This window comes from Winogradskyella sp. 266wxhm, from assembly GCF_058964685.1.
Window position 1 is genome coordinate 606,970 of record NZ_CM179559.1, and the last position, 21,172, is coordinate 628,141.

12 protein-coding genes are annotated in these 21,172 nt (G+C 33.4%); 10 read left to right on the forward strand and 2 right to left on the reverse strand.

Features of this window, described 5'->3' with window-relative positions:
• The first annotated feature begins 66 nt into the window (after positions 1-66).
• The 5 genes from AC2H4K_RS02870 (at position 67) to uvrB (ending at position 15,087) form a co-directional block, all read left to right on the forward strand.
• Positions 67-3,504, forward strand: coding sequence for a T9SS type B sorting domain-containing protein (locus AC2H4K_RS02870; protein ID WP_281138198.1), 3,438 nt, complete (start codon positions 67-69; stop codon positions 3,502-3,504).
• A gap of 38 nt (positions 3,505-3,542) precedes the next feature.
• On the forward strand, positions 3,543-5,327 hold the full coding sequence (locus AC2H4K_RS02875; RefSeq protein ID WP_281138199.1) for a T9SS type B sorting domain-containing protein: 1,785 nt from the start codon (positions 3,543-3,545) through the stop codon (positions 5,325-5,327).
• A gap of 449 nt (positions 5,328-5,776) precedes the next feature.
• Positions 5,777-10,618, forward strand: coding sequence for a T9SS type B sorting domain-containing protein (locus tag AC2H4K_RS02880; protein ID WP_493742804.1), 4,842 nt, complete (start codon positions 5,777-5,779; stop codon positions 10,616-10,618).
• A 78-nt stretch (positions 10,619-10,696) separates the two neighbouring features.
• Entirely contained in the window at positions 10,697-13,045 is a 2,349-nt protein-coding gene (locus AC2H4K_RS02885) for a T9SS type B sorting domain-containing protein (protein ID WP_281138201.1), read from the forward strand.
• Positions 13,046-13,080: 35 nt separating this feature from the next.
• Positions 13,081-15,087 (forward strand): excinuclease ABC subunit UvrB, encoded by a 2,007-nt coding sequence (gene uvrB / locus AC2H4K_RS02890; protein ID WP_281138202.1) that lies wholly within the window; start codon positions 13,081-13,083, stop codon positions 15,085-15,087.
• Positions 15,088-15,206: 119 nt separating this feature from the next.
• Here uvrB and AC2H4K_RS02895 read toward each other — a convergent pair whose 3' ends face one another.
• Positions 15,207-15,608, reverse strand: coding sequence for a TerB family tellurite resistance protein (locus tag AC2H4K_RS02895; RefSeq protein ID WP_281138203.1), 402 nt, complete (start codon positions 15,606-15,608; stop codon positions 15,207-15,209).
• Between the two features lie 141 nt (positions 15,609-15,749).
• Between AC2H4K_RS02895 and AC2H4K_RS02900 the strand changes: the two genes are divergently transcribed.
• Positions 15,750-16,550, forward strand: a complete 801-nt coding sequence (locus tag AC2H4K_RS02900) for an alpha/beta hydrolase (RefSeq protein WP_281138204.1) — start codon at positions 15,750-15,752, stop codon at positions 16,548-16,550.
• Positions 16,551-16,583: 33 nt separating this feature from the next.
• Positions 16,584-16,844 carry a DUF1456 family protein gene (locus AC2H4K_RS02905; RefSeq protein WP_281138205.1) on the forward strand — a complete coding sequence of 87 codons (261 nt, stop codon included), beginning with the start codon at positions 16,584-16,586 and terminating at the stop codon, positions 16,842-16,844.
• A 33-nt stretch (positions 16,845-16,877) separates the two neighbouring features.
• Here the strand turns inward: AC2H4K_RS02905 and sucC are convergent, their stop codons facing one another.
• Positions 16,878-18,068: an ADP-forming succinate--CoA ligase subunit beta gene (gene sucC, locus AC2H4K_RS02910; protein WP_281138206.1), complete on the reverse strand. Its 1,191-nt coding sequence runs from the start codon at positions 18,066-18,068 to the stop codon at positions 16,878-16,880.
• Positions 18,069-18,297: 229 nt separating this feature from the next.
• Here sucC and lysA point away from each other — a divergent pair, with 229 nt between their 5' ends.
• The 3 genes from lysA (at position 18,298) to AC2H4K_RS02925 (ending at position 21,159) form a co-directional block, all read left to right on the forward strand.
• Entirely contained in the window at positions 18,298-19,500 is a 1,203-nt protein-coding gene (gene lysA, locus AC2H4K_RS02915) for a diaminopimelate decarboxylase (protein ID WP_281138207.1), read from the forward strand.
• 160 nt (positions 19,501-19,660) lie between these two features.
• Entirely contained in the window at positions 19,661-20,764 is a 1,104-nt protein-coding gene (locus AC2H4K_RS02920; protein WP_281138209.1) for a sensor histidine kinase, read from the forward strand.
• A complete protein-coding gene (locus tag AC2H4K_RS02925; RefSeq protein ID WP_281138210.1) occupies positions 20,761-21,159 on the forward strand; it encodes a response regulator in 399 nt (132 codons plus the stop codon). The genes AC2H4K_RS02920 and AC2H4K_RS02925 overlap by 4 nt, the downstream gene beginning before the upstream one ends.
• Positions 21,160-21,172: the final 13 nt, after the last annotated feature.

Here is a 21,172-nt window from a genome sequence, read left to right on the forward strand (position 1 = left end):
GAGGAATTTTCAAGTTTTAGTTGTTATATAGCTAAACAAATGTGTTTGCTATTAGCCAAAATCGTTATGAAAAAGATATACTTTACGCTTCTTTCACTTATTATTTGTACCCCTATTTTTGCGCAGAATGAAGCCGCTTATTGGTATTTTGGACAAAATGCAGGTTTACGATTTGATGCTGACACAGGTAATGTTACTGCTTTAACCGATGGGCAAATAAGTACTCTAGAAGGTTGTACTTCCATATCTGATGCTAATGGTGATTTAATGCTTTATACAGATGGTAGAACTGTTTGGAATCGCAATCATCAAATTATGGCTAACGGAAATTATTTTGGTGGAACTGGTTTACTAGGCGATCCATCAAGTACGTCTTCTGGGCTTATAGTCCCAAAACCAGACGACCCAACAAAATATTACATTTTTACTGTTGACGAGCCTCATCATCAAAATGCAGCTGTTCATCCAAATCAGTTCACTGGATTTTATGATAGTGGTGGGTCCGTTCCCAGTCAAGATGACGGCTTCAACAATGGCTTTAATTATTCTTTAGTGGATATGACGCTAAACGGTGGTCTAGGAGATGTAGATCCTATAGAAAAAAATGTCCATTTAGTAACTTATGATACAACTAACCCTGAAGAAGTAAAGTTTAAATGTGCCGAAAAAATCACAGCTGTTAGGGCAGAAGATTGTTCTTCTTTCTGGGTGATTACACATTTTACCAGTTCATTTTATGCTTTTAAAATAGATGCTAATGGTGTAGATCCTAATCCAGTAATTTCAACTGTTGCACCAAATATTCCTATTTCTGGATACCGTCGCAATGCTTTAGGGTATCTTAAAGCTTCTCCTGATGGATCAAAAATAATTGTTGCTCATATGGGTGAAGCTACTGTAACTGCAGGTGATGCTGCCGGAAGTGTTCACTTATATGATTTTGATAACAGTACTGGAATTGTTTCTAATGGTATAGAACTCTATGGTACTGCAAATGGCGATAGTCCGTACGGTGTAGAATTTTCTGCTGAAAATAGAAAAGCTTACGCTACAATAGGATTAGGAGCAGCTGGAAATGGTGCGAGCCAAGTTGTACAATGGGATTTAGAGAGTAGCGACATTCCTTCTTCTATGCAAATTATTCATAGTTCTAGCACCACTAGTGCTGGTGCGCTTCAACTTGCAGCAGATAGGAAAATATATAGAGCTCAACTAAGTTTTACAGCTGCAGACGGATCTAATCGATTTTTAGGAATCATTCATAATCCTGAAGCTAATGGAACTGCTGCAAACTATGATGCGCAGGGCATTCTGTTAGATGTTACTGGGCTTAACCAAAATTTAAGTCAGATAGGTCTACCTCCCTTCATTCAATCTTTATTTAATTCTGAGATTGATATCATCAGAAATGATTTAAGCACAACTGAGCTTCGACTTTGTACTGGAGACAGCTACACACTTCAAGCAGATGACATAGCAACTGCAGATTATTTTTGGACATTTGATGGTAATCCATTAGCTGAGGACTCTCACGAATTATTTGTTGATACACCTGGATTTTATGAAGTCTACATTGAGCCTAACAATGGGGATTGTCCAATTATAGGAAGTGCAGTTGTTGGTGTCTATGAAATACCTGTAGCAAATAATTTAGCCAATGTTAATGTTTGTGATGGTGACATACATGACGGTATTTCTACGTTCGATTTTTCTTCTAAAAATTCCGAAGCTTTATTAAGTCAAGATCCTGCCGAACATAATGTTCGTTATTTTGAAAGTCTTGATGATGCCAATAATTTAGAAAATGAAATTGTTTTTCCTTACACCAATATTGAAAACCCACAGACTATATATGTAAGGGTTGATAATGTAGAAAACACCAACTGTTTTGATGTTAACAGTTTTCAACTTGAAGTTTATAGTACACCACAAATTGTACAATTGAATGATATTGAATTCTGTGATAATGAAGGTGATGCCATGGACGGTATTGCTACAATAGATTTAAATGTTCTTATTCCAGCAATTGCAGGAAGCCAAGAAAATGCAGAAGTTAGTTTTCACAGTTCACAGGAAGATGCAGATGATAATATATCTTCACTTCCTTTGAGTTATACCAATACATCCTCCCCTTTTAACGATACAATAGTTGTTAGAATAGAAAATTCAGAAAGTACTGATTGCTACAGCACCCAAAGCTTTGAAATTACTATTAATGATGCGCCTATAGCTAATGATATATCAATAATTCAATGTGATGAAGATGGTATTCCAGAAGGCTTTACTACATTCAATATTTTGGCTCATGAAGAAGAAGTGACAAATGGTAACACAAATTCAGAAGTTAAATATTATCTATCGGAAGACAATGCACAAAATGATATTAACGAATTGACCAACCCAGAAGCTTTCGATAACTTTTTCACCCCACAAATAATTTATACTAGAGTAACCAACACTACTACCGATTGTGTTAATTTTAGTGAAATTTCTTTGGAAATCAGTACTACTTCAATTAACAATGCTACTCTAGAACTCTGTGATACCGATGGCACTGAAGATGGTTTTATGAACTTTGATCTTTCGCAATCCGACGCTATTGTTCTGGCTGGTGCTCCCGTTGGACTAGATCTTCAATATTACGAAACTTATGAGGATGCACTGCTCGAAACCTTCCCTTTAACTTCTTCTTTTACCAATTCTATAGCTTATAACCAGACTATATATGCTCGTGTTGAAAATGCCAATGCTTGTTTTGGCATTAGTGAAATAGAACTTCGAGTTTTTGAGCTTCCTAATATTGAAACAGAAAACGAAACACTTTACTGTCTCAATTTTTTCCCTGAAACTATTGTTTTAGACGGAGGCATTCAAGAAGATCTGGCTAACAATTATCTTTACTCATGGTCTACAGGTGAAAATACTTCAACTATCGAAGTTAATGAAACAGGTACTTATACTGTTAGAGTAACAAATACAAATGGTTGTTTTAAAGATAGAACTATTAATGTACTACCCTCTAACATTGCCACTATTGAAAACATAGAAATCGTTGATGCCTCTTCAAATAATTCTATATCAGTGTTTGTTACTGGTGAAGGAGATTACGAATATGCCCTTGATAATGTAAACGGACCTTATCAAGACAGTCCTATTTTTGAAAACGTAGAACCTGGTTTTTATACAGTTTTTGTTAGAGATAAAAATAACTGTGGTATTGCCGAAGAACTCGTCTCGGTAATTGGATTTCCTAAGTTTTTTACACCAAACAACGATACTATAAACGATTTTTGGCAAGTCTATGGGATTTCTAATCAGTTCCAACAAAATTCAATAATTTATATCTTTGACCGTTACGGTAAGCTTCTTACCCAATTAGATCCTTTAGGACCTGGATGGGACGGAATGTACAACGGTAAAAAAATGCCTAGCAATGACTATTGGTTTAAGGTAACTCTAGAGGATGGCAGAACTTTTACAAGTCATTTTGCTTTGAAGCGCTAAGCAAAAATTGTAATTTAGACTTCATCTAAACCAACCCATTGAAAAAAATCAAGTACATACAGTTTCTCTTACTATTTGGTCTTTTTTTTCAGTCATCAGCTCAGGATATTTCGTTATTTCAACAATTTAACGGAAGATATGATTACCATGCTATTGGTAATACTCTAAATACAACTGAAAATGGTACCAACGGACCATGCACTATATTAACATCTTCTTCTGCTTCACTCAGCTTAAATAGTAATCAGAATGTTGTTGCCGCTTTCCTTTATTGGGCAGGTTCAGGAAATGGTGACTTTGATATTACATTAAACGGTGAATCTGTAACTGCTGAACGCACATTTAATGACGCTCTTGATAGTGCTCGTGTATTTTTTGCTGCATTTGCAGATGTTACAGATATAATTTTAGATCAAGGAAACACAAACTATACTGTATCAGATTTTGATTTAACTGCTGTTCTAAATTCATCTTATTGTGATACCGGAACAAATTTTGGAGGCTGGGCAATGACCATCATCTATGAAGACACAAGCTTACCCTTAAATCAATTGAATGTTTATGATGGTCTGCAAAGTGTCCCTACATTTCTAAGTATTACTTTAGATAACCTTAATGTTCTTGATAATGAAAATGCCAAGATAGGTTTTATAGCTTGGGAAGGAGATAGTTCCTTAGCTGTAAACGAACAATTAGCCATAAATGGTAATGTTATTAGTAATTTCCCATTAAATCCAGCTAATAATGCTTTTAATGGAACAAATAGTTTTACAGGTGCTACTGACTTATATAACATGGATATTGATGTTTATAATATTCAAAACAACATCAATATTGGTGACACTTCTGCAAGCATAACATTAACATCTGGTCAAGATTTCGTAATGATTAATAATATTATAACAGTACTAAACAGTCAATTACCAGATGCTACTATTATTGTTGACAATTATAGTGTTGATTGTGGTGACAATACTGTTCAGCTCTCTTTTACAATTAATAATTTTAATAGTACTGATGCACTACCAGCAAATACACCTATTTCCTTTTATGTAGATGGAATTTTAATCGGTCAATCGGCTACTATCAATGAAATTCCAATCAATGGAAGTGAAAGTAATTCTGTTAGTGTAACCATTCCTGAAAACACTAACCCTAACCTAACAATTGTAGCAGCAGTAGATGATGACGGAACCATGTCAGGAGTTATTACAGAAACTAATGAAAATAACAACACTGATATTGTGAACATTGAGTTATTGACAATACCAGATATAATTACACTTCCTAACCTTATAGGTTGTAATGAAGGTTTTGAAACTTCAACATATAATCTATTTGAAGCTATAACAAGTATTGACTTTTCTAATGAAGACATTACTTTTTACCAATCTATTGAGGATTTGGAGGATTATAATAATGAAATTTTAATCCCGAGTAATTTTAATAACACAACTAATCCTCAAACCATTTATGTAAGATTAGAAAGTGCTCCTTGCTACGAGATTTTTCAGTTTAATCTAACTATTGAAAATTGTCCTCCATTAATTCCAGAAGGTTTCTCACCAAATAATGACAGCTATAACGATTGGTTTAATATTCAAGGGCTCTATGACGTATTTACAGAACATCAATTAGAAATTTATAACAGGTATGGTGATATTATTTTCTCAGGAAACAATGACAAACCATGGCAAGGAGAAATTAATAAAGGGTTGGGTAACCACGGTAATATAGTACCTGTTGGTACTTACTTTTATATCTTAAATTTAAACGACCCGAATTACAGACCATTTGTAGGTTGGGTATATGTAAATTATTAAATATGTTAAAATTTTAGTCCATTCATCTTATTTTTTTGTTGTTTTGACATTCTCTAGTTAGCTTTACTTTCGTTATAGTATGCCTATGACATTCTCCCTCTATAAATAAAACTCTCCCTCATTAGCCATTTGGCTATTAAACTTTTGTTTAGTTAGGTTAATTAAAAAACTACATAGAAAACATTAAAATATTGAGTTTCAGGTTAAGGGGCTTTCGGTATTCTTTACCTAAGTCTTAGAATTCAATTTGGGATGAAAAAGACCTCAAAATGGGGTCTTTTTTGATTTTAAGGTAGGTTTTTTCTTTCATTATGTTAATGTTTAGCGTATTTCATCTTGTTTTTTTGCATTTCATCATAAACACCTTTACTTTTCGCCCCTAAACTAAGTACGTGTTAGTGTCAGACCCAAAACTATACTAACCTAAGTATTAAAAACTTAACCTACTAATGAAATACGTTAACCGTTCCCTCTGCTTATTTTTATGCATTTTTAGCAGCGCTTTGTTCTCTCAGCAAATCACTGTTGACAATACAGTAACCGCTCAAGATTTAATTCAAAATACATTAATACAAGGTTGTGTCGAAGTCTCAGACATTTCGTCTCCTTATAATGGAAGTTCTATTGGTCTAGGTAGCTTTGGCTACTTTGAAAAAGGATCATCAAACTTTCCTTTTGAAAATGGTATTGTATTAACAACAGGAAATGCTTACGCATCTGGAAACGGTCTTAACAATACAGTTCTTAACGATGGTGATGATACTTGGACCACAGATGCAGATTTAGAAACTGCTCTTGGAATTTCAGGAACATTAAATGCTACATCTATAGAGTTTAATTTCGTTTCTATTTCAAATCAAATTCAATTTAACTACATTTTGGCCTCAGAAGAATATTACGGAAATTTCCCTTGTGATTATTCTGATGGTTTTGCTTTTTTAATACGTGAAGCAGGATCTTCAGATCCTTATACCAATATCGCTTTAGTACCAGGAACTTCAACTCCAGTAAATACCAATACTGTTCATGATGATATTATAGGATTTTGTGAAGCTTCTAATGGTGAGTACTTTGAAGGTTATAACTTGGGTGACACCAACTATAATGGTAGAACAACAGTAATGTCTGCTACAGCATCTATACAACCAAATGTACAATACCAAATTAAGTTGGTTATAGCAGATCAAAATGATGAAAACTATGACTCAGCTGTATTTATAGAAGGTAATAGTTTTAATGCTTCTGTTAATTTAGGAGAAGACATTACAACTTGTGCTACAAGTGCAGACTTAAATGGAGATATCCAAAACCCTGATGCAACATACTCTTGGTATTTAAACGATGTTTTAATTCCTTCTGCTACTCTACCCGATTATACAGCAGTACTATCTGGTACTTATAGAATAGAAGTAGAAATTCCTTTAGCTGGATCTTCTTGTGTTATTGAAGATGAAGTGAATATTAGTTTAAGTTCTACACAAACTGCAGAACCTATAGATGATTATGTTTTATGTGATGACAGTAGCGCTGATGGTGTAGAATTTTTTGACTTATCGACCAAAGATTCTGAAGTTTTGGCATCTGTTCCTGCTTCAAATTATACATTTTCATACCACTACACTAGCCTTGATGCTTTAAACAATGTAAACCCTATAACAGCACCAATACAAAATACCTCAAGTCCACAAACTATCCATGTCAGAATTGAAGATATTGACAATGGCTGTTTAGCGTATTCATTTATAGATTTAGTAGTTAATCCTTTACCTTCTATAACAGATCCTACACCTTTAGAAATATGTAGTGGCCAAGAATCAAGTGGTACCGCTTCGATTGACTTAAACTCTCTGAAAGATGACGAGATAACAAATGGACAAACAAATCTTATCGTTACATACCACACAAGTGCATCGGACGCTGAAGCTGGCACAAACGCTATCCCTATGCCTTACGTTAATACTAACGCAAATGAGCAACTGTTCGTTAGTGTAGAAGACCCTGAAACTGGCTGTAATAGTACAACAAGCTTAAGCATAACGGTATTAGAAAACCCTGATATTAATACTGAAGATTTATACATTGATGCCTGTGATGTAGACCATGACGGCTTTGCTAGTTTTGATCTTACTTCTATTACGCCAGATGTTCTACAAGGTGTAACAGGTGTAACAGTAACTTTTCACACTTCTGAAGAAGACGCGCTTTCAGGAGCTAATCCCATTGCTGATGAAAACAACTATCAAAACGTAGATACTGAAGAACAAACACTATACGTAAGAGTTGTAAGCAACGCTACTGGTTGTCCTTCAATTGCTTCATTTGAAATTCATACAAATTTATTATTGACTGCTACAAACATTAGAGATGTTAATGCTTGTGACGAAGGAGATGATGGTGTAGAAGAGTTTGATTTTGAAAATATTTCGGTTGGGATAATTAATAATGTTCCAGATGTTACCATCACATATTATGAGTCTGAAACGGACAGAGCCAATCAAGTAAATGCTATTGATACTTCTTCACCGTACACTAATTTATCAAATCCTCAGACTATATATATTACTCTAGAAAATTCAACTTGTAGTGAAGATGCTGAAATAGAATTAGTATTATTTCCTATCATTGAGTTTGAATCCGTAGGTAACTTAACTGTTTGTGATGAAGATCAAGACGGAATTACAACTATTGATTTAACTCAGTTCAATGATATTATAACTGATGGTCAAAATGGTTTTCAGGTAAAATACTTTTTAACAGAAGAAGATGCACTTAATAATCAAAATGCTATACAAGGTTCTTACACTAATGAATCATCTACATTTACACTTTATCCAAGGATAAGGCTTCCTCAAACAAATTGTTCTTCAGTAAACTCATTTGAGGTTACCGTTTTACCTGCACCTCTTGGAGAATCACCAGAAGAAATAATTATATGTGACGCGGACATGGATGGATTTTCTATTGTGAATTTGTTTAATAGTATACCAAATTCTATTCTTTCTACTCCGGACAGAAATGTTACATTCTATAACACGCAAGAAGATGCTGACACAGCTGCAAATGTTATATCTAACACATCTAATTATAATGCACAAACCGAGATTGTTTATATGCGTATAGAAAATACTATTACAGGTTGTCACACTACAGAAGAACTTAGTATTATCGTAAACACATTACCTTATATTGGTGATTTATCTAACTATGTAAACGAATATAATTTCTGTGAAGACGAAACCGACGGTATCGGAGAATTTGTTTTTGAACTTAAAGATGACGAGGCTCTAGATGGGCAAACAGGAAAAGAGGTGTCTTACTATCTTACGCAAGCCGATGCAGACAATAAAGTGAATGCTATTGACAAAACTAGTGTTTACGAGAATGTTAGCAACCCACAACAGATATATGTAAGAATAGATAACATCTCTGACGAATCTTGTTACACAACATCTTCATTTACTATTGAAGTAGGTACAAACCCACTATATAACGAACCAACAGACATATTTGTTTGTGATGATTTTTCAAATGATGGTTCTGAAACATTTGACCTTTCTTCGAAAATTGCTGAAGTTTCTCAAGGAATTCCAGACATTCAAAATGTAACATTTTATGCTACTGAAGAAGATGCTAGAAATAGTACAAACGCACTTCCAACAGAGTTTACAAATACGGTAAACCCTCAAGAAATATACGTCCAAATAGATAATGGTACAATTTGTAATTCTATAACTTCATTCGTTATCAATGTTATTTTAGTTCCTGAAGTAACTGCTCCAGAGCCAATAGTTGAATGTGACGATGATACTGACGGTGTTTTAACTTTTGATATTACTCAAGCTGAAACTAATATTTTAGATGTTAGACAAGAAGATATTGTTATTGACTATTATTTAACTTGGGAAGATTCTGAAGCTAATGTAAATGAAATCACTAACCCTGAAAGTTTTAACAACACATCAAACCCTCAGACGGTTTTCTTTAAAGTTACAAATACGGTATCTAATTGTTATATTACCTTACCTATTGAACTAGTTGTAAATCAACCACCATTAATCAATGATTTCGAAGTTTACAATGTTTGTGAAAATGAAAGCAATACAGTTGATTTATCTGAGATTAACGAGATAGCAAGGGATACTAATTTTAATGTTTTATATAGCTACTTTGCTACCGAAGCAGATGCCATAGCAAATGAAAATGCTTTAGATACAAATTACACTTACTCTTCAAATCAAGAAACCTTATTTGTAAGAACTGAATACAGTACAACTCACTGTTCTACTTATTATGAATTTGATTTAGTTGTAAATCCATTACCGATTGCAAACCAAGCCAATGACTTAATTGACTGTGATGATAATTTTGATGGTATTTTAGAGTTTGATCTATCTCAACAAGACGCTGACATATTAGGGTCTCAAAGTTCAAGTAATTATACTGTAACATATCATAATAGTGAATTGCAAGCTCAAGAAGCAAACTCTGCTTTAGAGACTAATTATATGGCGTTTGACACAGAAGTTATTTATGCTAGAGTTGAAAACAACATGACGGGGTGTTACGATATATCACAATTCTCGGTCTTTGTTAATCCACTTCCAGTAATAGATATAGAGGATCAAGTTATTTGTTTAGATAACTTACCGTTATTGGTTTCTGCAAATACAAATAATCCAAATGACACCTATTTATGGTCTACAGGACAAACAACACCAGAAATAGAAATCACAGAAATAGGTTCTTATTGGGTTACTGTAACTAGTGAGTTTGGATGTGAGAACACTAGGGTTTTTGGAGTTACAGAATCTGAATCTGCGAGTATTGAAGTTACTGAAATTTTAGATTTCTCTGACCCAAATAATATCACTGTTACGATAAGCGGTATTGGTGATTATCTTTATCAACTAGACGATTTGGAGCCACAGGAATCTAATGTTTTTTATAACGTGGCAATGGGTTATCATACAGTAACAATTATAGATTTAAACGGTTGTTCTAATGTTACTAAAGAAGTTTTAGTGGTAGATATTCCTAAGTTCTTCACCCCTAATAACGATGGAGCTTTTGATACTTGGCATATCGTTGGTGTAGAAACCTTACCAGGAACTACTATTGATATTTTTGACCGTTATGGTAAATTTATCAAAAGGCTAACCTCTAATACACCTGGTTGGGATGGCTATTATAATGGTGTAAAAATGCCTACTAGCGATTATTGGTATGTTGCAAATGTTCAACGAAACAATATTTCATTTGAAGTAAAAGGACATTTTACCTTGAGAAGATAACCCAACATCTTTTTTAACATCTCGTTGCATTTTCAATAAGGGTTAGATACGTATCTTTGCAATCCCTTAAAAAAGAAAATGAAAAGAACGTTAATAGCTGTAATACTGTTATTTCAACTATTTAGTTATAGTCAAGGTATTTCAGTAGATAGTCAAACTTATACTCCTCAACAACTTATTGAAGACATCCTCATTGATAGTGATTGTATAGAAAATGTAGTTGTAACAAATGTATATGGTGGAGACTTTAATGGCTCTGATCAAAGTTATGGCTATTTTGATGCTAGCGGAACTTCATTCCCTTTTCAAAGTGGCTTAGTTTTAAGTACAGGAAGGCTTCAAAATGTACCTGGCCCTAATAACTCTCTTAGTGATGATGATGCACCGAATTGGCAAGGAGATGTTGATTTAGAAACGGCTCTAAACGAAAACAATACTATAAATGCTACTATTTTAGAATTCGATTTCACTTCAATTGCTTCACAAATTAGCTTTAGATATATTTTTGCTTCTGAAGAATATCAAGAAGGTAATGCCAATAGTTGTCAGTATTCAGATTTATTTGGCTTTTTAATCCGTCCCGTTTCTGGTGGAGGCCAATATCAAAATATTGCTTTAGTACCTAATACTTACACACCTGTAAAAGTTACAACAGTTACACCTGGTGTGCCTGGGGCTTGTCCACCGCAAAACGAAACTTATTTTGGTAACTATAATTACGGTAATACACCTATAAATTTCAATGGGCAAACTACAGTTTTAACAGCAACTGCCAATGTAACACCAAACGCAACCTATCATGTAAAATTGGTTATCGCTGATGAACAAAATTACAGATATGATTCTGCTGTTTTTTTAGAAGCTGCAAGTTTTGAACTATCTACTGATTTAGGTCCAGATCGACTATTAATAAATAATAATGCACTTTGTGAAGGTGAAACTTTAGAACTGAGTGCTTCCCAACCTGGGCAAAACACATACGAATGGTATAGAAATGGCAATTTAGTACAAGGCGTATCTACAGGCTGTGGATCTTGCGACACATTTACCGTTACAGAACCAGGAAATTACAGTGTAGAGGTTAATTATGCTAACGGCTGTATCTCTTACGGAGATGTTATTATAGAATATGCTGATTTACCTGTAGCAAATGACAATGTTCTTATTGAGTGTGATTCTAATGAAGATGGTCTTACAACTTTTAATCTTTACGATGCTATTTCTAACCTAACGAGTAATGACAATACCTTATCTGTTTCCGACTTCTTTTTAACCGAGAATGAAGCGTTGGACAATAGCAATCCTATCACTAACCCTAATGAGTTTCAGAATGATTATCCTATGCAAATTGTTTTTGCAAGAGTAGTAAATAGCAACAACTGTTTTGATATAGCTAGCTTAGAGTTACAAACCTCTAACAATACATTGAACATTCCTCAATTAGATGCTTGTGATAGTGATGATTTTGATGGTTTTGCAACATTTAATCTTAATGAAATTGAAACTTCTATAATAGCTCAAATTCCTACAGGTGCAAATGTCACTTATTACCAGACTGAAGAAGATGCCTTAAACGAAGTTAACGTGCTACCGATTAGTTTTGAAAACACATCAGCCTACTCACAAACTATTTATGTAAAAGTTGAAAGCAATAGTCAATGTTACAGTATTACTACAGCAAACCTCAATGTTTTAGATCCTCCAATTCTTGAAAGTGATGCCACTACTATATATTGTATCAACAGCTATCCTGAAACCATTACACTTTATGGTGGTGTTGCTAATGATATACCTAACAACTATTATTACGAGTGGTTACTCAATGGGAATCCAACCGGAACAGATACTTCTTTCATAGAAATCAACGAAACAGGTACTTATACTGTTATAGTGACTAATACAGATGGTTGTTCTTCTAGTAGAACTATAAATGTGAATCCGTCTAGTACAGCAATCATTGATGATGTGAGTTATTCAGGAATGTATCCTAACAATTTTGTGGAAATTATCACTTCTGGAGAAGGTATTTATCAATATGCACTTGACGATAGTGAAGGCGCCTATCAAGATAGTAATATCTTTTACGGTGTAACAGAAGGTTTTCATACCGTTTACATTAAAGACCTTAATGGTTGCGGAATTATAGAACAAACAATTTCTGTACTTGGTTTTCCTAAATTTTTCACACCTAACGGTGATAATGATAATGAAACTTGGAGAGTTATCGGTAACGATGAACAATTGAGTGAAATACAAACTATAGAAATCTATAACCGTTACGGAAAACTTATTACAGTACTTTCTTCATCAAATCTTGTTTGGGATGGCTCATACCATGGCAAAAAATTACCCAGTGATGATTATTGGTTCAGCGTAAAATTTCATAATGGTAAAACTATAGTTAATCATTTTGCATTAAAGCGCTAATCTTTTTTATGAAGCAATTATCGTAACTTTGCTGTATGCGCTTTAAAATAGAATCAGAATTCAAACCTACAGGAGATCAACCACAAGCTATAAAAAAATTGGCTGGTGGAATTGAAAGCAATGAAAAGTACCAAACCCTACTTGGTGTAACCGGCTCTGGTAAAACATTTACCGTTGCCAATGTTATACAAGAAGTACAACGACCAACATTGGTTTTGGCTCATAATAAAACGCTTGCAGCTCAATTGTATTCTGAGTTCAAACAGTTTTTTCCTGATAATGCTGTTGAATATTTTGTTTCCTACTACGATTACTATCAACCTGAAGCTTATATTCCTGTTTCTGGTGTTTATATAGAAAAGGATTTATCTATCAATGAAGAGATTGAAAAGATGCGTCTCAGCACCACCTCTTCCCTACTTTCTGGCCGAAGAGATGTCTTGGTTGTTGCCTCAGTATCTTGCTTGTATGGTATCGGTAACCCAGTAGAGTTTCAGAAAAATGTAATCACTTTAGAACGCGACCAGGTCATTTCAAGAACAAAACTATTACATCAACTCGTTCAAAGTTTGTATTCGAGGACTGAAGCCGATTTTAAAAACGGAAATTTCAGAATAAAAGGAGATACGGTTGACGTATTTCCTGGTTATGCAGATCATGCTTTTAGAATTCACTTTTTTGGTGATGAAATTGAAGAAATTGAGGCTTTTGATGCGCATTCTAATGAAGTTATAGAACGCTACGACCGTTTGAACATCTATCCTGCCAATATGTTTGTAACGTCACCTGATGTACTCAATGGTGCCATTAAAAATATTCAAGATGATTTAGTAAAACAACATGATTATTTTAAGGAAATTGGTAAACATCTTGAAGCAAAACGTCTTAAAGAACGTACAGAATTTGACCTTGAAATGATTCGGGAACTTGGCTACTGTTCTGGTATTGAAAACTATTCAAGATATTTAGATGGAAGAGCGCCTGGGACAAGACCATTCTGTTTGTTGGATTATTTCCCAGACGATTATTTAATGGTTGTAGATGAAAGTCACGTGACTATTTCTCAAGTTCATGCTATGTATGGTGGTGACCGAAGCAGAAAGGTAAATCTTGTAGATTATGGTTTCCGTCTACCTGCTGCTATGGATAATAGACCTTTAAAATTTGAAGAGTTTGAAGCACTTCAAAATCAAGTTATTTATGTATCCGCAACTCCTGCAGATTATGAAATGCAAAAGACAGATGGTGTTTATGTGGAGCAAGTGATTAGACCAACAGGTTTATTGGATCCTATTATTGAAGTTCGCCCTAGTTTGAATCAAATTGATGACTTAATAGAAGAAATTCAGAATAGAGTTGAAAAGGACGAGCGTACTCTAGTTACAACACTTACAAAGCGTATGGCAGAAGAGTTAGTGAAATATTTAACGCGTATTTCTATTCGTTGTCGCTACATTCATAGTGATGTAGACACTTTAGAACGTGTTGAAATTATGCAAGATTTACGAAAAGGGCTATTTGATGTTTTGGTCGGTGTTAATTTACTTCGTGAAGGCCTAGATTTACCCGAAGTGTCTTTAGTTGCCATACTAGATGCTGATAAAGAAGGCTTCCTTCGCTCTAATAGATCATTGACGCAAACGGTCGGTAGAGCTGCAAGAAACCTCAATGGAAAAGCTATAATGTATGCAGATAAAATTACAAATAGCATGCAACAAACTATAGATGAGACCAACTATAGACGTGAAAAGCAAATCGCATACAACACTAAGAACAATATTACCCCAAAGGCTTTAAATAAAAGTTTAGATAGTGCCTTAGCTAAAAATTCGGTCAGTACTTACAGAACGGAATTGGATGCTAAAATTGCTGCAGAACCAGAGAGTGAATACCTAACAAAAGCTCAGCTTGAAAAGAAAATACGAGAAAAACGTAAGCAAATGGAACAAGCTGCAAAAGCGCTCGACTTTATGGAAGCTGCAAAATTCAGAGACGAAATTACTGCCTATCAGGAAAAATTGGAGAAACTGAAAGTAAAGTGATTAGTGTTTAGTGTTTAGTGTTTAGTGTTTAGTGTTTAGTGTAACTAACAATCTAATGAGACCATAAACAACTTAAAGAAACGATTAAACAAATAAACGCTTCATCAGTTAAACATTATTTAATTATACTGAACCTTAAAGATATCAATCAAAAAGTCGGGTGGCACAATTTTATTAGGAAAACTATCCATTAGATCTAAAACTCTATTAATAGACTCATGGCTCAATCCCATTCTTAGACCAAAATTATGAATCTTTACCAATTGTTTTGGTGCAACTTTATGGTCTAAGTTCATTAATAAAACTAATCTATGGAACTGTACAATACGTTCACTGTGGGACTTTAAATGAACATAAGTTACAGGATGTTTAAAAAGGTATTCAAAATCTTCTTTAGAAATTTCCAATTGCTTGGCTATACTAAATAAGAAATTATATTCAATGGCTCTAATATTATCATCTGTCTGAGCGAATGCGATCATCTCGGAAAGTAGGCTCAATTTTTCAGCACGGTTAATCATAATCTTGAGGGAATTATTTATAGTGTAAAGTTAAAGAGGTTGTTTAATTTATTGTCGTTGATATAATGTATCTTGTCGAAAAGTTGGCTGTATTTAGTCGGTAATTTTAAACGTTTGTCAAACTTCGACACTTATAACTGCATGAAATTGAAGTATTTTCATTTATTAATAGTATTGATATTTCTTACAAAAATAAACAGTCAAACTACTGCCTCTAAACAAGTTATAAAAATAAACATAGATTCACCTGAACTTCATACAGATAAAACCATATGGATTTATTTACCTAAAAATTACGAAAATTCTAAAACGCGATTTCCTGTGATTTATATGCATGATGCACAAAATTTGTTTGATGCTGAAAGTGCCTATGCTGGAGAATGGCAAGTTGATGAATATTTAGGTGGCCTAGCCAATAATGAAAGTATCATTGTTGGCATAGAGCATGGCAATGAAAAACGTATAGAAGAACTTACTCCTTATAAACATGAAAAACATGGAGGAGGTAATGGTAATGCTTATATGAATTTCATCAAAAACACATTAAAACCACATATTGATCAATCTTACAGAACAAAACCTGAAGCAGAATATACTACACTTTTTGGTTCTTCTTTAGGTGGACTTATATCATTTTATGGTGTTATTAAATATCCTGAAGTTTTTGGTAAGGCAGGTGTTTTCTCACCATCATTCTGGATTAACCCTGAAATTTATGATTTTGTGAAATCTACAGAGATTCCTAAAAGTTCAAAATTCTATTTTTTAGCGGGAACCAATGAAAGCGAAGACATGGTTAAAGATCTTGAGAAAATGACAGCTTTATTAAATCTTAAAGGAGTTAAAAATAAAAACATCAAAAGTAATATTGTTGAAGGAGGTAAACACAATGAAACATTTTGGTCTGCTTATTTTGGTGAAGCTTATCAATGGTTGTATTAACTTTGTCCTATTAATAGAAATAAAAAAATAATTATGACTAATAACGATATATTTAAAAAGCTACGTGTTGCACACAAACTTCGTGATGACGATATTGTAAAAATACTGGCGTTAGTAGATTTTAGAATTTCTAAAAGTGAACTTAATGCTTTCTTTAGAAGAGAAGATCATCCTAAATATGTAGAATGTGGTGATCAAATATTGAGAAATTTCCTCAACGGTTTAATTATTCATCTAAGAGGGCCAATGCCAAAGAAAAACAACAACCCTAAACAAAAAAAGAGCAACGATTAAGTTGCTCTTTTTTATTTATATTATTAAAGCTTATTAGCTAAGTACTTCTTGTACTTTATCCGCAGCTTCTTTAAATTCTGTTGCACTTAATACATCTAAGCCAGAATTATCAATTAAGTCTTTAGCTACATCTGCATTTGTTCCTTGTAAACGTACAATAATTGGCACTTCAATGTTACCCATATTTTTATAAGCATCAATAACACCTTGCGCTACTCTATCACAACGTACAATACCACCAAAAATGTTAATTAAAATAGCTTTTACATTAGGATCTTTAAGAATAATCTTGAAAGCAGCCTCTACTCTAGCCGCATCAGCAGTACCACCAACATCTAAGAAGTTAGCTGGCTCACCACCTGCTTGCTTAATTAAATCCATGGTTGCCATTGCTAAACCAGCTCCGTTAACCATACACCCAACGTTTCCATCTAAATCTACGTAGTTTAAGCCTAAAGAACCTGCTTCAACTTCAATTGGGTTCTCTTCACGTAAATCACGCATTTCAGCTAAATCTCTATGTCTGTATAAAGCATTAGCGTCTAAAGTTACTTTAGAATCTACTGCCATGATTTTATCATCACTTGTTTTTAAAACGGGATTGATTTCAAAAAGAGAAGCATCAGATTTTGTGTATGCTGTATATAAAGCAGTAACAAACTTTGTCATTTCTTTAAAAGCTGTACCAGATAATCCTAAATTAAAAGCTACACGACGTGCTTGGAATGGTAAAATTCCAATTGCAGGATCAATTTCTTCAGTAAAGATTAAGTGAGGTGTTTCTTCAGCTACAGTTTCAATATCCATACCACCTTCGGTAGAATACATAATCATGTTTTTACCCGTACCACGATTAAGTAAAACAGACATGTAATATTCTTCTGGCTCACTATCACCTGGATAATATACATCTTCTGCGATTAATACTTGGTGTACTTTTTTCCCTTCAGCAGAGGTTTGTGGAGTTACCAAATTCATTCCAATGATTTGTCCTGCGATTTCTTCAACTTCTTGAAGGTTTTTGGCAAGCTTTACACCACCACCTTTTCCACGTCCACCAGCATGAACCTGAGCTTTAATAACATGCCAGCTAGTGCCAGTTTCCGATGTTAATTGTTTTGCTGCATCAACAGCCTCTTTTGCATTTTTAGCAACAATACCACGTTGGATACGTACGCCAAAACTACTTAGTAATTCTTTTCCTTGATATTCGTGTAAATTCATTTTTTATCAGAAATTTTTGATTGCTCTTCGGAAAAATTTAGACCGAAATATTAATGACACAAAAATAATTAATCGTATTTACTTACGCTAATATTTAATTATTAAATCCCCTAATTTTAAAGACAATCTCAAATTGTTAATTATATAACATATTGTTTAATATGTGAAATATTCTGTGGTATTCATTTTATAATGACTCTAAAAAAATATATTTGAAAAAAAATCTAGAATGAACAAGCAACTTTTACAAATCGCTAAAGACTTTGGAAGTCCAGTATATGTTTACGACTCTGAAAAAATTGTATCGCAATATCAACGTTTGACCAGCGCTTTTAGCAAAGTAAAAAAACTAAAGATAAATTATGCTGTAAAAGCACTTTCTAATATTTCTGTATTAAAACTATTTAATAGTCTAGGCTCTGGAATAGACACCGTTTCTATACAAGAAGTACAATTGGGTTTAAAAGCTGGTTTTAAGCCTGAAAACATCATCTACACTCCTAATGGAGTATCACTTGAAGAGATAGAAAACGTTGCGAAACTTGGTGTTCAAATTAATATAGATAACCTTTCCATTTTAGAACAATTTGGTACAAAACATCCTAATATTCCTGTTTGTATTCGTATAAACCCTCATGTGATGGCTGGTGGCAACACTAACATTTCTGTTGGACATATTGATAGTAAGTTTGGTATTTCAATACATCAAATTCCACTTTTGCTTCGTATTGTTGAGAATACAAAAATGAATATTAATGGTATTCACATGCATACTGGTAGCGACATTTTAGATATTGATGTCTTTTTATATGCTAGTGAAATTTTATTTGAAACTGCCAAAAACTTCAAGGACTTAGAGTTTATTGATTTTGGTTCGGGCTTCAAAGTACCATACAAAACTGGAGATATTGAAACAAATATTGAAGAACTTGGTAGTAAACTCTCAAAACGTTTTAATGAATTCTGTAAAGAATATGGTAAAGATTTAACTTTAGCTTTTGAGCCTGGTAAATTCTTGGTGAGCGAAGCTGGTGTGTTTTTGGTAAAAGTCAACGTTGTAAAACAAACCACCTCAACTGTTTTTGCTCAAGTAGATTCTGGTTTTAATCATTTAATTAGACCTATGCTTTATGGCTCTCAACACGAAATAATAAATATATCTAACCCAACAGGTCGTGAACGTTTTTATTCAGTTGTAGGTTACATATGCGAGACCGATACTTTTGCAAGCAACAGACGTATTTCTGAAATTACTGAAGGTGATATTCTTTGTTTCAAAAATGCTGGAGCTTACTGTTATTCAATGTCTAGCAATTACAATTCGCGCTACAGACCTGCCGAAGTACTCATTCATAATAAAAAACCTCACCTGATTAGAAAACGTGAGACTTTTGACGATATCATCAATAACCAACTGGAAATTAACATCTAACATTTTTTTAATCTCTATTTAGAGAAAAAACCTTACAAAGTATTATTATTACTGTGGTTTCCTTTTTAAAAAAATCATTATATTGAACTACGTTTGAATTTTTTATCATTATAAACACAATATAATCAACCCTTAGTAATCTGATCTAACCCTAAAGATTATGATAAAAAGTAAGTCCCTTAAAAGCAATAATGATGTTGATTTGTTCAACTTCATTCAAGAAGCTGCAGTAATTGGCACATGGGAATATGACGTAACAACTCAAGACTTATTCTGGAGTGATGTTACTCGCAAAATACATGAAGTCGACTCTGATTACGTTCCAAATGTAGAGTCCGCTATAAGTTTTTACAAAGAAGGTATTAGTAAATCTAAGATTACTCGACATTTTACCAGTGCTATAGAGTATAATAATAATTACGATATTGAAGTTGAGATAATCACCCCAAAAGGAAAGGAGAAATGGGTAAGAGCTATTGGTTATCCTGTTTTAGAAAACAATAAATGTATTAGGGTTCGTGGTTTATTTCAAGATATTTCTAAAGCAAAACGAACGGAAACAGAAATTAAAAAACTATTAAGAACCACAGTAGACCAGAATAAAAGACTAATTAATTTCGCTCATATTGTTTCCCACAATCTTAGGACACACTCTGGTAATTTATCTTTACTACTAAACCTAATTGAAGAAGAACACCCAAAAACTACGGAAAACGAACTTTTTCCTTTGTTGAAAAAAGCTTCTGAGAATCTTAATGAAACTATTTTGAATCTCAACGAAGTTGCTCAAATCAACATAGCTCTAACAGAAACTTACTTTAAAGTTAATGTTCACCAAGAAATTCAGAAACACATCAATAGTATTTCGGCAAAAGCTATTGATGCTCATGCTACAATAAATAATGATATTCCTGAAGATACTTTTTTAAACACTATTCCAGCTTATTTTGAAAGTATTGTAATAAATCTTTTATCTAATGCCATAAAATATAGAAGAGTTAATGTACCTTTAACTATTAATATCTTCTGTGAACAAAATGACGATTATTTTATTTTAAAATTTGAAGATAATGGTTGTGGTATAGATTTAGAACTACATGGCGATAGAATATTTGGCATGTACAAAACATTCCACAAAAACAAAGATGCAAGAGGCCTTGGATTATTTCTTATAAAAAATCAAATTGAAGCAATGCAAGGTAAAATAAAGGTGGATAGCTTTGTAAATAAAGGCTCTACTTTCACAATATTCCTGAGAAAATGAAAAAAATAGATACTGCCTGTATTATAGACGATGATGAAATATACATTTTTGCTGTAAAACGGTTAATTCAAAAAAATGATTTTTGCAATAATGTTATAGTCTACAACAACGGTAAAGATGCTTTGGAAAAAATCAAACATCTTATTTCAAGCAATGAAAATTTACCCGATGTTATTCTTTTAGATATAAACATGCCTATTATGGACGGTTGGCAATTCTTAGATGAATTCACCTCAATTAAAACTGAAAAAGAAATAACCATTTATATGGTCAGTTCCTCTATTAATCCTACTGATGTAGAACGTGCCAAATCTTACAAGAGAGTAAGTAATTATATTGTTAAGCCTATTTCAGGTGAAGATCTATGTGAAATCAAAAGATCGTTTGCTGCATAGTACTGCTTTATCA

Coding starts and splice junctions, on each gene's coding strand:
- uvrB (WP_281138202.1), top strand. CDS start 13,081: ATGCGCTTTAAAATAGAATCAGAATTCAAACCTACAGGAGATCAACCA.
- AC2H4K_RS02880 (WP_493742804.1), top strand. CDS start 5,777: ATGAAATACGTTAACCGTTCCCTCTGCTTATTTTTATGCATTTTTAGC.
- AC2H4K_RS02900 (WP_281138204.1), top strand. CDS start 15,750: ATGAAATTGAAGTATTTTCATTTATTAATAGTATTGATATTTCTTACA.
- AC2H4K_RS02920 (WP_281138209.1), top strand. CDS start 19,661: ATGATAAAAAGTAAGTCCCTTAAAAGCAATAATGATGTTGATTTGTTC.
- AC2H4K_RS02885 (WP_281138201.1), top strand. CDS start 10,697: ATGAAAAGAACGTTAATAGCTGTAATACTGTTATTTCAACTATTTAGT.
- AC2H4K_RS02895 (WP_281138203.1), bottom strand. CDS start 15,608: ATGATTAACCGTGCTGAAAAATTGAGCCTACTTTCCGAGATGATCGCA.
- AC2H4K_RS02905 (WP_281138205.1), top strand. CDS start 16,584: ATGACTAATAACGATATATTTAAAAAGCTACGTGTTGCACACAAACTT.
- lysA (WP_281138207.1), top strand. CDS start 18,298: ATGAACAAGCAACTTTTACAAATCGCTAAAGACTTTGGAAGTCCAGTA.
- AC2H4K_RS02870 (WP_281138198.1), top strand. CDS start 67: ATGAAAAAGATATACTTTACGCTTCTTTCACTTATTATTTGTACCCCT.
- AC2H4K_RS02925 (WP_281138210.1), top strand. CDS start 20,761: ATGAAAAAAATAGATACTGCCTGTATTATAGACGATGATGAAATATAC.
- sucC (WP_281138206.1), bottom strand. CDS start 18,068: ATGAATTTACACGAATATCAAGGAAAAGAATTACTAAGTAGTTTTGGC.